Consider the following 13,481-nt stretch of genomic DNA (forward strand, 5'->3'; position numbering starts at 1 on the left):
TTTAATATTATTCAGTAATCTGAGGAAAAGTTGAATACAGTTTCTAGCGATCTGACTGGTCATTCATGCCAAAATCGGGTTTCAAAAATTAAATCAAGCTATTTAAATCAGTTTGAATGGATTTCAACACCTATCCATCATATTCAACATAGTCCCATAAATTTAAACGGGATTTAATTTCACGGCGAATATTCGGTAGCATCGGTAGTAATGTGCCATCAATCCAAAGGCTTAAGGCTTGTATAGAAATTTTCTTTTGTTCACTATCGACAATTTGAGCGTCTTTAACCAAGAGCAAGGTTTCTTCGTTTGCTTCAGTTTCAATGCCTTTAAATAAGACCTGCAATTCTGTACCGGTATCCTGAATTATCCATTCCAATTCCAGTTGAATATTTTCACTGGATTTCAAAACCGCCTGACCTTCAAGAATTTCAGAATCAGACAAGCAGTCATATTCCACACGAACTTTGGCTAAAAACCATTCTTGTTGTCCAAGCTGATTCAGTGTTTTGCAGGGTGTTAAAATATCACTTAAATTAAATTGACGACTTAAATCAAAAAATTGCATTTCAGAGGGTCACGATCAGGAGATAAATGAGTTAAAAACTCGAAAAGTGGAATATTAAAGCAAATCAGGAAATGAGTAAAATCATTGTGTTGATTGATCTAAAATATGTATAAATAGCCCTCAAGATCTTATAAGTCATAACAATATTGAAATATCACTGGAACTAAAAGCACGATGTGTATTTTGATGTCATTCACTTGTCATTACATCAGCCATTCAATTGGGAAATAAGACACCACTTTCATCGCAAATCTTTGGAATTTGGTGCTTTCTGGGTCTTGGTTGTATTCAATGATAGAACCATTTTTTTGATGATCCAGCCAAATGACTTCCCCTTGTGGGTTGAGTTTTAATTCATAAGCAATTTGCGGCAGGTATTGATCCAGTGATGTAGAAATCTGATCTTGAAGTACATCTGATTCAACCACCAATCCTACTTCAGTATTTAAATTGGCTGAACGTGGGTCAAAGTTAAATGAACCAATAAACACCATACCGTCAATATCAAAGAATTTTGCATGCAAGCTTGAGGCATTTTTATTTTTTGCGGGAATCACATTGCCTGTAACCACTTCATACCAGGTGCGTTTATGTCGTTCAATATAGGGCTTAAACTCATAAAGTTTGACCCCACTTTGCAATAAGTTATGACGATGTTTTTTATAAAAGGCATGTACCAAAGGAACATCATTGGCCAAGAATGAATTGGTCAATACTCGAACCTCAACATTGTTTTTGACCAGCGTGGCTAAATAATCTGTACCTTTACGGGTCGGTACAAAATAGGCAGAAACCAGTTCAAGATGCTGCTTCGGTTCACCCATAATATTCAGCATCTGACGATAAATGAGCTGATCATGAGTTGCCTCTCCACGAATTTTATCCGGTGAGTCTGCGACAAAATGTGCTTTTGCCCAATTGATAGGACTGTCTTTTAAGTGCTGATTGATTTGTTTTTCTGCCAATTCAATCCGTTTTTTTAGCTGATCTTTTTGTAAAGCCGTCAGTTCATAATATTTGCGCAATTTGGCAAGTTGTTCTGGCTTGGCATCGCCCAACAGTTGTTGGACTGAATAGCTTAAATCATCATTCCAGAAGTCTTGAAACACCTGATTGGCATGGTCGACTGCATTTCCATAGAACAGAATATCCATGTCGGTAAACTGGAAATTTTCACTTGCATCAAAGTATTCACGGCTGATATTGCGTCCACCGGTAACCGCAATTGCACCATCGGCAATAATCAGCTTATTGTGCATACGGTGATTGATTTGGTTGAAACGAAAAAAATAATCAAATAAGCGTAATTTTCTAGCTCTAAAGGTATAAGGATTAAATATTTTAATTTCAAAATTGGGATGCTGTGCCAGTTGTTTTAAGGTTGCATCGAGTTGAGAACCATTCTGGTCATCAATTAATAAACGGATTTTTACCCCTTGATCTGCGGCCTTGAGCAGTTCAGCCAGCATCATGTGACCAATTGAGTCATCTTCCCAGATGTAGTATTGCAAATCGATATTATATTGCGCTTTATTAATCAGATGCAGCCTCGAGGCAATACTGATAAAAGCATCATCTAAAGTCAAATAAGCCGTTAGACCTTGTGCCATTTGTACATCAACATTGGAACCATTTAACCAGTGTTCGGCATGAACGTGAATAGAAGATGGCTTTTTCGATTCATTCATCGGCAAACTGCATCCTGTCAGTGTGATGACTGCAAATGAAAGTAAGACAGCTTGAGTAGAGTGTCTAATTTGCATAATTGTTATGAAGTCATAAAGTTATACGTACATATTATCATCATGTTATAGGTTGAATCGGACAATAAAAAGCGGTTACTGTAGCTCATCTGTTAAAGAATCAAATAAAGGATGGTATTTCATGAAATCACGTGCTGCAGTCGCATTTGGACCGGGTCAACCTCTTCAAATTGTTGAACTGGATGTTGCTCCACCGAAAGCAGGTGAAGTTTTGGTGAAAATCACCCATACCGGCGTATGTCATACCGATGCCTTTACTTTATCCGGTGAGGATCCTGAAGGTGTTTTTCCGGCGGTATTGGGTCATGAAGGTGCCGGCATTGTTGTAGAGGTCGGAGAAGGCGTGACCAGTGTTAAACCGGGCGATCACGTCATTCCACTTTATACCGCTGAATGTGGTGAATGTTTATTCTGTAAATCTGGAAAAACCAACCTGTGTGTCGCAGTTCGTGCGACTCAAGGTAAGGGCTTAATGCCAGATGGTACAACACGTTTTTCTTATAATGGTCAGCCAATCTATCATTACATGGGGTGTTCAACTTTCAGTGAATATACCGTTGTTGCAGAAGTATCATTGGCGAAAATCAACCCCGATGCAAACCCTGAACATGTATGTTTATTGGGTTGTGGCGTAACCACAGGTATTGGGGCGGTACATAATACTGCAAAAGTTCAAGCAGGCGACTCAGTTGCAGTGTTTGGTTTAGGTGGTATTGGTCTTGCGGTTGTGCAAGGTGCTCGCCAAGCCAAAGCGGGTCGAATTATTGTGGTCGATACCAATCCAGAAAAATTCAAACTGGCTGAAGAATTCGGTGCGACAGATTTCCTAAATCCAAAAGAATATGACAAACCGATTCAGGAAGTCATTGTTGAAATGACCGGTTGGGGCGTAGACCATTCGTTTGAATGTATTGGTAACGTCAATGTGATGCGTTCTGCACTTGAATGTGCACACCGGGGTTGGGGACAATCCGTGATTATTGGTGTAGCCGGAGCAGGTCAGGAAATCTCGACCCGTCCGTTCCAGTTGGTCACTGGTCGTACCTGGAAAGGCACTGCTTTTGGTGGGGTAAAAGGTCGTTCACAACTTCCGGGCATGGTTGAAGATGCAATGAAAGGCGAGATTCAACTTGAACCTTTCGTAACGCATACCATGGGTCTAGACAAAATTAATGACGCTTTTGACTTGATGCACGAAGGTAAATCAATTCGTACAGTCGTACATTTTAAAGATTAATCTTTTTCAAAATAAAAAACGGGCATATAGCCCGTTTTTTTATATCAGCTTGTTTAAGCAGTGGCTTTAATGACTTCTGCAATAGACTCAGCAACATAATCAATATTATTTAAATTTAGACCGGCTGCACACATACGACCACTGCGAACGAGATAGATAGCATATTGATCTTTTAATATATCAACCTGTTCAGCCGTTAAGCCTGTGTAGCTAAACATCCCTTGCTGTTTGACCAGATAACTAAAGTCACGTTCAGGCAAAGCTTGGCTTAATTTCTGATTCAAAATTTGACGCATTTTAATAATACGTTCGCGCATTTCTTTCAGTTCAGCTTCCCATTGTGCAGTCAGATCAGCATCATTCAGAACATTATCCACCAGCAAGGCACCTGTAGTTGGAGGGCTTGAGTAAATACGTCGTACAGTGGCTTTTAACTGACCCAATACTTTTTGTGCAGTAGCTTGATCATCACAAACAAAAGTTAAGCCACCCACACGCTCACCATAGAGTGAGAAAATTTTAGAGAATGAATTGCTAATAATAAAATTCATGCCTGCCTGATCTAAAGCACGAATGGCATACGCATCTTGTTCTAAACCTTGGCCAAAACCTTGGTAGGCAATATCAAGGAAAGGAATCAGATCCTGTTTTTTCAATACTTCAATCACTTGATCCCATTCAGCAGTTGTTAAATCTGCACCTGTCGGGTTATGGCAACACGGGTGTAACAGCACAATGCTTTTTGCCGGAAGCTGGCTTAATTTTTCCAGCATGGCTGGCACATTAACGCCATTGGTCGCTGCATCAAAATAAGGATAGAAATGTGAGTGAATGCCAGCCCCATTAAAGATGGCAATATGATTTTCCCAGGTCGGCTGGCTGACCCAAACATCAGATTCCGGAAAATATTTTTTAAGAAAATCTGCACCCACTTTAAGTGCGCCAGAACCGCCTAAGGTTTGGATCGTTACCGCACGACCATCAGGACGGGCTGGACTATTTTGACCTAAAACAAGAGCTTGAGTTGCCTGATTATAAGACTTCAAACCATCCATGGGTAAATAGAGCTTGACCTGATCATTGGTCGCTTCAATATTTTTATAGGCGGCTTTAATGGCATTTAATTGAGGAACAATATTTTCTTCATTGTAATAAAGTCCAATACTTAGATTAACTTTATGAGAGCGTTGGTCTTTTCCAAACTCTTCCATAAGAGAAAGAATCGGATCACCTGCATAACTATCAACATGTTGGAACATGAATACATCCTTCGTTATATGTGGTAAACACATCAAGCCTTCGGTATAGAACGCATTTTATCTTTTAATGTCAATGGATGGTCTTTTATTTTTATAGAAACTACCCAGCAGGATTCAGATATTAAAAAATTGATCTAAAAAATGTGAAAATAAAAAACGATGAAATTGAAGTCTAAGGAGTGCACTTTATTTTTAAACAATATATAAGTAAAAGTTGACTGATTTATGTATTTTTATTTTATATAAAATTCTTGTCAAATTGATGAATACAGCGTATTTTAATTTTAAGACACATACTTTTTTGAAGAAATAAAGATGTTAAAGCAACCAGTCATCTCAAACGCACGTTATTATTTTTGGCAATTTAGATAATTGCCTGAACGCGTTCGGGCAAGAAATGGTTGCCCACCAAGTTAATACCTGATCGGCAACCCTGATCAGGTTTTTTTATGCTTTATTTTTCTTACACTTTTTGGAGCTAGCTCATGAAAACATTAAATTACTCATATTTTAGCAACTCTTATTGGTTTTACTTTAGTCAAATGATGACGCTTGCCTTGCAATCCATTAGACCCATAACGCTCAAATAAAAGATGGGACTGAAAAAAGTCCCCAGGAAAGACCAATGAATGCTTTAAATACTGCTTTACAACAAACGCAAACGACTGCGAAAGAAACCACTTTAAGTTTGCCTCATCAATTGAAGGCACAATTTCCTTTATCTGCAAAACTGGCTCAACAAATTGCCGAGCAGCGTCAAACCATTGAAAATATTCTAGATGGCAAAGATCATCGTTTGATGGTGGTGACCGGTCCATGTTCAATTCATGATCCCGTTTCTGCACTTGAATATGCTGAAAAACTACAACAATTACAAAGCCAAGTATCAGATCAAATTTTTCTGGTGATGCGTGCATATATTGAAAAACCACGTACCACGATTGGTTGGAAAGGTTTTTTATATGACCCAAATTTAGATGGTTCATCCAACATGCAATTGGGTTTGGAAAAATCACGTGAGTTATATCTGCAAATTATAGAAATGGGTTTGCCGATTGCATCGGAAATTTTAAGCCCGATGGCGACTGCATATTTCGATGATTTACTGGCTTGGGGTGCAATTGGTGCCCGTACCAGCGAATCGCAAATTCACCGTGAAATTTCAAGCCATATGCCTTACAGCATTGGTTTCAAAAATGGCACAGATGGCTCCATTCAAATTGCGCTTGATGCCATTCAATCGGCTTCACATCCACATGAATTCTTAGGAATGAGCCAATCAGGATTACCTTGTATTTTAGAATCACAAGGCAACCCGAAAGCGCATTTGATTTTACGCGGTGCAAATTCGGGTCCTAATTATCAATTGGCTGAAATCGAGAACATTAAAGAAAAAGCTAAAGGTGAATTGCCTGCCTTGGTGATTGATTGTAGTCATGGTAATAGTCACAAAAATCCCTTATTACAACCTGAAGTTTTACGTACCATTGTAGATGAACGCGTACAAAGCAATGTTCGTGGCGTGATGCTAGAAAGCTATCTGGTTGATGGTCAGCAAAAGATTTCATGTGAGATGACCTATGGCCAATCTGTGACTGATGGCTGTTTAGGTTGGGATAAAACCCAGCAACTTTTATTGGAAATTGCAGATTCACTGCGTATTTCTCAATTAAAGCGTAGTGCTTAATATTTTTAAAAAACATGATTATTTTCTAATAAAGCCCCGTTGATCGGGGCTTTATTGTTTCTTATAAGCACATTTATGTTGTCTGTTTAAATTTAGAACAATACTTTGTTGATGCTCTATACATTTTTTATTAATTCTTTTAACTGATTGGAATTAACAAATTTGAGTCATATAGCTTCTTTAGGCACAATAATTGAAATTGATACTCAGTAATAACTAATTGTTTAATAAATACAATTTACTATCGATATTGCAGAGTACTTGAAATAATTTTAAATGGGGAAAAATATGTATAGTGCGGAATTATTGGAAGAAGCGCGTAAAATAATATTTCATATGCTGACTAAGGTGGTGGAATATGGCGGCTCGGACTTATTTATTTCAGCCGATTTTCCGCCCAGCATTAAACATCAAGGCCTAATGAAACCGATTGGGCAACAGGTATTAACTGCAGATAAGACAAAATTATTTGCCTACAGTTTAATGAATGAAAAACAACGCCAGGAATTTGAAAAAGAACTCGAATGTAATTTTGCCATTAGCGTTCCCGATGTTTCCCGCTTCCGGATCAATGTATTCCAACAACAGTTACAAGTCGGCATGGTGATTCGAACCATTACTGCGGAAATTCCAAATTTTACCAAGTTAAAACTGCCTGAAACATTAAAAGACGTAATGATGGCAAAACGCGGGTTGATCCTTGTCGTTGGAGCTACGGGTTCAGGTAAATCAACGTCTTTAGCGGCGATGATTGATCACCGTAATGAAAATTCAGCCGGGCATATCATTACCGTTGAAGATCCGGTTGAATATGTCCATAAGCATAAGAAATCGATGGTGACTCACCGTGAAGTGGGGGTAGATAGCCACTCATGGCACAATGCCTTGAAAAACACCTTACGCCAAGCACCCGATGTAATTTTGATTGGTGAAATCCGTGATACCGAAACCATGGAACATGCGATTGCTTTTGCGGAAACCGGGCATTTATGTTTAGGAACGCTACACGCCAACAATGCCAACCAAGCGCTTGATCGAATCATCAACTTTTTCCCTGAAGAACGAAAAAATCAATTGTTGATGGACTTGTCTTCCAATATGAAAGCGATTATTTCCCAGCGTCTGGTGCGAACTCAAGATGGCAGCGGTCGTCGTGCTGCCATTGAAATTTTGCTGAATACTCCTTTGATTGGCGATATTATTTTGAAAGGCCAATTGCATGAAATCAAAGAAATCATGAAAAAATCCCGTGAATTGGGCATGCAAACTTTCGATCAGGCCTTATTTGATTTGTATAACGAAGGTGCGATTAGTTATGAAGAAGCCTTGCGTAATGCAGATTCCATGAATGAATTGCGTTTACAGATCAAATTAAAAAGTCCTAGAGAGGATCAATTTGTAGCTGGTTCAGCATCATCATTTAGCATGATGCAGGAAAGTAATCCTGAAGAAAGTGAAACCAAGGAGACGAACCAAGCTTAGTTGAGGAATATTTTAATATTATAAAGCGTAACGATAAAAAATATGCATCATCCAATTTTAGGGTGATGCATATTTTTATTATATGAGTCTGGTTTGAAGTTTTTTATGCTGCTGTATGTTTACGATCTACAAATAATTTATAAAAAACCAAACTTAATGCCGTGATCAATGCACAGAGCAAATAGGCAAAGCTGTAGCCCTGATGAGCAATCACCACACCCAGCAAGATTGAACCAATCGCAATACCGATGTCATAACAGGTAAAGAAGGTTGAGGTGGCATGCCCAATTCGATCTTTGGGTGAATGCTGAATGGAAATAGTTTGCAAGCAGGGCTGAGCTGAACCAAAGCCCATACCGACAAATACCGCTGCAATTATCAATCCAGTCACGCTATTGATTTGGCTTAAAACAATCAGCCCAATGGAAAATAGCGCAATAGCAGGGTAAATCACATAATTTGGCCCTTTACGATCATAAATTTTCCCGGTGATCGGTCGCAAGCTCATCATGGAAATTGCAAAGATCACAAAGAATAAACTGGCATAGGCAAGTAAATTTTTTGATTCTGCAAATGTCGAAATGAAGGACATGATACTGGCGTAAGAAAAAGAGACAATCATGGCCATAATAGAAATGGGCAAGGCTTTCTTTTCAACAAAATCATGAACAGATAATTTACGTTTAACGGTTTCAACTTGGGTTTTTATGCTTTCTTGAATTGGAATCAGGAAGCAAAATGCAAAGCCTACGCAGATAATTCCGGCTAAAATTGCTGCAACCATTTGATAAGAAAGTGGCTGAATCAAGCTCAGACCAATTAAAGGACCGAGTACAATCCCCAAGTTGACCGACATGACAAAATATCCCATGCCTTCACCCTTACGATTTGCAGGAATAAAGTCATTGGCAATCGGAACGGTAACCGTGGTTAAAATACTAAACCAGATACCATGTAACAGGCGAATCACTAAAAGAAAAGTCAGATTATCTGCAAAAATATAGGCAAATGAAAAAAGACAGAACAAAGTTTCTGAAATATAAAGCGCTTTTTTTCGACCAATTTTCTCGATAATTAAACCACTGAAAGGACGAACGGCAATCGAGGATGCCATAAATAGCGTCATGGCTAAACCTGCCTGAGCTAAAGTTCCATCTAATTCATTTACAATATAAATCGGTAAAATTGTAGTTTGTGCAAAATAAAATATAAACAAAAAAAGATTATTGGCTAGACATAGAATAAAGGACTTATTCCATAACTGTTGTGTATTTACTGGAGTCATAATTTACCTAAATTTATAAGAAAAAGACGACTAAAGAGGCTTATCGAGGTCACTATTTTTTAGTTATAAATCATTTTTTATAATTAAAGATAAGTCAGATCATCGTTGGATGGGATTAATTCTAGAAGAATATTACTAGAAAGTACAGTAATGTAATAATGCAATACAATAATTTAATCAATATTGGTATTTTTATTGGTACTTAATATCATATTATGATTTTGGAATGATTTTTTTAAATTAAAATTACCTGAAATAAAAAAATCAGCCCTAAAGACTGATTTTTTTATTTACAACAGGATTATAAACCTGCTTCATATTCACTGCTTGAAAGTAACTTTTCGACATCTGCCATATTGTTTGGCTTGATTTTATAAATCCAGCCCTTGCCATACGGATCATCATTGACAAAGTCCGGATCATCTTCAAGCGCTGGATTCACTTCAACCACTTCACCTGAAACAGGGGCATGAATATCAGAAGCTGTTTTAACCGACTCCACCACACCCGCTTGTTCACCAGCGGTGATTTTCTGACCTACTTCTGGCGCTTCCACATAGACCAAATCCCCTAAAGCATCCTGTGCATGGTCGGAAATACCGGTAACAACCAGATCACCTTCAATTTTGACCCATTCGTGCGTACTGGCGTACTTTAATTCTGAAGGGTGATTCATGGATGACTCCTTTAAAATATTCAAATCATTTTTGCCATGTTTTATACAGGTTTTTTGATAAAAACAAAAGTTTATAAGTAAGGATCTTTACGCCAATTGCTTGGACTGCGACCACTCCAGCGTTTAAAAGCACGACTAAAATTGGCCACATCACTATAGCCCAGTTCATCTGCAATCAGCTCTAAGGTGTAATCGGTTCGGGAAAGCAGCGAGGTTGCGTGACGATAACGCACTTCGTCCACGAGGGTTGAAAATGAGGTACCTTCAGCGGCCAGTTGGCGTTTTAAAGTCCGATCCGACATATGCAGTCGATCAGCGACATTTTCGATGCTTAAATAATGCTGTTCTGAATTGGTCAAAATATCACGTACCCGCATGGACAAACGACGGCGTTCACCTAATGCCGAGAGTTCAGCTTCACATTGGTTAATTGCAATCTGGCTGGCAAGAGGATCAGCATTGACCATTTTTAAACTCAGGTATTTTTTATCAAAGCTAGACAATAAATGGGGTTGTTCAAAACGGAAAGTATGCGATGGAAATTTTGCCATATAACGCTCAAAACCGGGCGGTTTTGGGAAGTCAAAATCAATCTCGCCAGATAATTCATCACATCCAGTCAAGGCTTTTGCCATGCTGATAATGCCAAAGGTCAAAGCAATTGCAATTTCAGTTCTTAAAGGCTCAATCTCAAAATCACATTGCAATTGCAGGGTAGCTTTGTCACCAAAGGTAGAAAAATAAAGCTGTAAAAAGGGCAGACGGAGCTGAATAAAACGGTTGGCTAAGACCAAGGCATCGCTAATATCATGCGCAGTCATAATGGCATAGCCAATAAAACCATGAATGGAAATTCGCATTTGGGTACCCAAATGAAAACCCAGCGTCGGTTCACCGGTTAAACGTAATGCGTGTTTAACCAGTTCATTGGCAACAGGCGTTGGAATACGAAAATTTGGCTCTGCCAACTGCTCACTGCTTAAATGAAAAGGGGTAAACAATGCTTCTGCATTGTAGCCCCAACGTGACACCACATCTAAAAGGAGCAGACCGTAAACTCCGGGTATTCCTTGATCTTGTCTTGGAGAAATCGTTTTCATGCGCTATCCATTGCACTCAGTCGTTTTTTCTATTTGTTAATTTTTCATATTGGCATGAAAAGAAACAGCATCCTATTAAAATTGTTCGACAACCTGTTCAAAGTCCCTCAATTAAACAGGTTTAAATTCCTTTTTAAAGACCACAATTTTCGTTGTAGAAATCAGTAACACATCATTATTTTGATTCAATGCCTGGGTAACATAGCTCACTATAGCGCGGTCAGTTTTGGTTTTTGATGGTGTAATCGCAACAATTTCAACTTCAACATGAACTTTATCGCCAGGGCGAGTTGGTCGTGGCCAGCGCAGGTTCGATTCTGAACCAATCAGGCCATAAGCCACCGGAAAACATTCTGTCCATAAACGCATGGTCACAGCACAGGTATGCCAGCCGCTGGCTGCAATTCCTTGAAAAACAGGGTGCTCTTTAGCTTGATCTTCCTCGGTATGGAAAACTTGCGGATCATACGCATGCGCAAATTGCTTGATTTCTTCCAAGGTCATTTCATATTCACGACTGATGAAACGATCACCGATTTTTATATCTTCTAAATACAGCATTAATGCGCTTCCTTTTTCTTCAATGCTTGTTGTTCTATCAAAAAACTGCCGGTCTGTCTTTGCCACAAATGCGCATAAATACCATTCAGGGCGACAAGTTCATCATGCGTGCCTTGTTCCACAATTTTCCCTTCATCCAGTACAACTAAACGATCCATTTGGGCAATGGTCGACAGACGGTGGGCAATGGCGATAACAGTTTTACCTTCCATTAAATCATCTAGACTGGATTGAATTGCAGCTTCAACTTCGGAGTCTAAAGCACTGGTTGCTTCATCTAAAATCAAGATTGGCGCATCTTTTAAAAATACCCGCGCAATGGCAACCCGTTGACGTTGTCCACCCGAGAGTTTGACCCCACGTTCACCCACATAGGCTTCATAACCGGTTTTACCGCGTAAGTCGGTAAGTTGCGGAATAAAATCTTCTGCTTTAGCTTTGCGAACAGCTTCAAACATTTCTTCATCGCTTGCATGTGGGCGACCATATTTAATATTTTCAGCCACAGTGCGGTGCAATAAAGAGGTATCTTGCGTCACCAAGGCAATGCTTTTACGCAAACTATCCTGAGTCACATCTGCAATGTTTTGACCGTCGATCGAAATACGACCTTGGTTCAGTGTGTAAAAATGCAGCAGCAATTGGATCAGGGTGGATTTACCGGCACCGGAACGGCCAACAATGCCAATTTTTTCACCGGGTTTGATGGTTAAATTTAAATGATCAATGACATTTTTATTGTTATAGGCAAAACATACATCTTCAAATTTGATTTCACCGTGTTGCACTTGTAAGGGCTGAGCATCTTTCTTGTCTTGGATGCTAATCGGGCGCCCCATGGTTTTCATGCCGTCTTGAATGGTACCGACATTTTCAAATAAAGCCGAAGATTGCCACATCATAAATTCAGCAATACTGTTGAGCTTTAAGATCATCGCGGTAGTCGCAGCAATAATACCCAGCTGAGCTTGCCCATTGATCCACAGCCAAATCGCTGTCCCTAAAACACCGACATATAAAACCACACTAAGTAAATTAATGCTGATTTCATACCGAACCCCTAAGCGCATTTGCTTATACACCGTGATCATAAAGCCTTGCATGGATTCTTTGGCATACTGACTTTCACGACCCGCATGGGCAAACAGTTTTACCGTTTGAATATTGGTATAGGCATCGGTTACACGACCGGTCATTACCGCACGTGCATCAGCCTGTTTATTGGAAATTTTGCTTAAGCGTGGAATAAAATAGCAGGCAGCAGTAATAAACAGCACCAACCACAGCATAAGTGGCAAAATCAGCAGAGGGGAAATTGCGCCCAGAACAAAACTGATGGTGACAAAATAAATCAGCACATAGGCCAGCATGTCACCCAAAATTACCCAGAACTCACGTACCGCAAGCGAAGTTTGCATGACTTTGGCAGATAAACGGCCGGCAAAATCATTATGGAAAAAATCCAGACTTTGCAGCAAAAGCAGGTTGTGAAAACGCCAGCGCAGGCGCATCGGGAAGGAACTGTATAAAATTTGATGCTTGATAATCGACTGCATACTGGCGAATAAAATATTGGCCAGCAAAATACAGGTCAAAAGGGTCAAATTTTGCGTATGTTCTGCTAAAAATGTTTCAGGTTGGCTCTTGCTCAACCAGTTGACCAAATCGCCAATTTTTGAATAAAGAATGGCTTCAAAACTTGCAGCGCCTGCGGTACATAACACCAGCAACAGCAAATACCGGCGAACGCCTTTTGCCGCTTGCCAGACAAAAGGGAAAAAGCGCGTTGGAAGTGGTTCGTTTAAACCTTTGGTGGGATAAGGATCAACAAGTTTTTCAAACCACTGCAACATATAACATTCT

The 13,481-nt window shown here is 39.4% G+C and carries 11 protein-coding genes; 3 read left to right on the forward strand and 8 right to left on the reverse strand.

Annotation, left to right across the window (positions count from 1 at the left end; all coding sequences use genetic code 11):
- Positions 1-130 precede the first annotated feature (130 nt).
- Entirely contained in the window at positions 131-568 is a 438-nt protein-coding gene (locus tag HLH18_RS02240) for a hypothetical protein (RefSeq protein ID WP_171545654.1), read from the reverse strand.
- Positions 569-771: 203 nt separating this feature from the next.
- On the reverse strand, positions 772-2,331 hold the full coding sequence (locus tag HLH18_RS02245) for a phospholipase D family protein (protein WP_171545655.1): 1,560 nt from the start codon (positions 2,329-2,331) through the stop codon (positions 772-774).
- 121 nt (positions 2,332-2,452) lie between these two features.
- Between HLH18_RS02245 and HLH18_RS02250 the strand changes: the two genes are divergently transcribed.
- Positions 2,453-3,568 carry an S-(hydroxymethyl)glutathione dehydrogenase/class III alcohol dehydrogenase gene (locus HLH18_RS02250; RefSeq protein ID WP_171545656.1) on the forward strand — a complete coding sequence of 372 codons (1,116 nt, stop codon included), beginning with the start codon at positions 2,453-2,455 and terminating at the stop codon, positions 3,566-3,568.
- Positions 3,569-3,621: 53 nt separating this feature from the next.
- Here the strand turns inward: HLH18_RS02250 and HLH18_RS02255 are convergent, their stop codons facing one another.
- A complete protein-coding gene (locus HLH18_RS02255; protein WP_171545657.1) occupies positions 3,622-4,827 on the reverse strand; it encodes an amino acid aminotransferase in 1,206 nt (401 codons plus the stop codon).
- Between the two features lie 625 nt (positions 4,828-5,452).
- Between HLH18_RS02255 and HLH18_RS02260 the strand changes: the two genes are divergently transcribed.
- Positions 5,453-6,514, forward strand: a complete 1,062-nt coding sequence (locus HLH18_RS02260; protein ID WP_171545658.1) for a 3-deoxy-7-phosphoheptulonate synthase — start codon at positions 5,453-5,455, stop codon at positions 6,512-6,514.
- Between the two features lie 288 nt (positions 6,515-6,802).
- Positions 6,803-7,996, forward strand: a complete 1,194-nt coding sequence (locus HLH18_RS02265; protein ID WP_171545659.1) for a PilT/PilU family type 4a pilus ATPase — start codon at positions 6,803-6,805, stop codon at positions 7,994-7,996.
- Positions 7,997-8,099: 103 nt separating this feature from the next.
- Here HLH18_RS02265 and HLH18_RS02270 read toward each other — a convergent pair whose 3' ends face one another.
- From HLH18_RS02270 to HLH18_RS02290, 5 genes are all read right to left on the reverse strand, one after another.
- Positions 8,100-9,281, reverse strand: a complete 1,182-nt coding sequence (locus tag HLH18_RS02270; RefSeq protein ID WP_171545660.1) for an MFS transporter — start codon at positions 9,279-9,281, stop codon at positions 8,100-8,102.
- 301 nt (positions 9,282-9,582) lie between these two features.
- Entirely contained in the window at positions 9,583-9,957 is a 375-nt protein-coding gene (gene gcvH, locus HLH18_RS02275) for a glycine cleavage system protein GcvH (RefSeq protein WP_171545661.1), read from the reverse strand.
- Between the two features lie 71 nt (positions 9,958-10,028).
- Complete coding sequence (locus HLH18_RS02280) at positions 10,029-11,057, reverse strand: helix-turn-helix transcriptional regulator (protein ID WP_171545662.1); 1,029 nt, start codon at positions 11,055-11,057, stop codon at positions 10,029-10,031.
- A gap of 111 nt (positions 11,058-11,168) precedes the next feature.
- Positions 11,169-11,618 (reverse strand): MaoC family dehydratase, encoded by a 450-nt coding sequence (locus tag HLH18_RS02285; protein ID WP_171545663.1) that lies wholly within the window; start codon positions 11,616-11,618, stop codon positions 11,169-11,171.
- Positions 11,618-13,471, reverse strand: coding sequence for an ABC transporter ATP-binding protein (locus tag HLH18_RS02290; protein WP_171545664.1), 1,854 nt, complete (start codon positions 13,469-13,471; stop codon positions 11,618-11,620). The genes HLH18_RS02285 and HLH18_RS02290 overlap by 1 nt, the downstream gene beginning before the upstream one ends.
- Positions 13,472-13,481: the final 10 nt, after the last annotated feature.

This window comes from Acinetobacter sp. ANC 5414 (assembly GCF_013004295.1).
In the GTDB taxonomy this organism is placed as follows: Bacteria; Pseudomonadota; Gammaproteobacteria; order Pseudomonadales; family Moraxellaceae; genus Acinetobacter.

Bases quoted from the DNA above. Each gene is read 5' to 3' on its own strand.
- HLH18_RS02265 (WP_171545659.1), top strand. From the start codon at position 6,803: ATGTATAGTGCGGAATTATTGGAAGAAGCGCGTAAAATAATATTTCAT.
- HLH18_RS02260 (WP_171545658.1), top strand. From the start codon at position 5,453: ATGAATGCTTTAAATACTGCTTTACAACAAACGCAAACGACTGCGAAA.
- HLH18_RS02280 (WP_171545662.1), bottom strand. From the start codon at position 11,057: ATGAAAACGATTTCTCCAAGACAAGATCAAGGAATACCCGGAGTTTAC.
- HLH18_RS02245 (WP_171545655.1), bottom strand. From the start codon at position 2,331: ATGCAAATTAGACACTCTACTCAAGCTGTCTTACTTTCATTTGCAGTC.
- HLH18_RS02240 (WP_171545654.1), bottom strand. From the start codon at position 568: ATGCAATTTTTTGATTTAAGTCGTCAATTTAATTTAAGTGATATTTTA.
- HLH18_RS02270 (WP_171545660.1), bottom strand. From the start codon at position 9,281: ATGACTCCAGTAAATACACAACAGTTATGGAATAAGTCCTTTATTCTA.
- HLH18_RS02255 (WP_171545657.1), bottom strand. From the start codon at position 4,827: ATGTTCCAACATGTTGATAGTTATGCAGGTGATCCGATTCTTTCTCTT.
- HLH18_RS02290 (WP_171545664.1), bottom strand. From the start codon at position 13,471: ATGTTGCAGTGGTTTGAAAAACTTGTTGATCCTTATCCCACCAAAGGT.
- HLH18_RS02250 (WP_171545656.1), top strand. From the start codon at position 2,453: ATGAAATCACGTGCTGCAGTCGCATTTGGACCGGGTCAACCTCTTCAA.
- gcvH (WP_171545661.1), bottom strand. From the start codon at position 9,957: ATGAATCACCCTTCAGAATTAAAGTACGCCAGTACGCACGAATGGGTC.
- HLH18_RS02285 (WP_171545663.1), bottom strand. From the start codon at position 11,618: ATGCTGTATTTAGAAGATATAAAAATCGGTGATCGTTTCATCAGTCGT.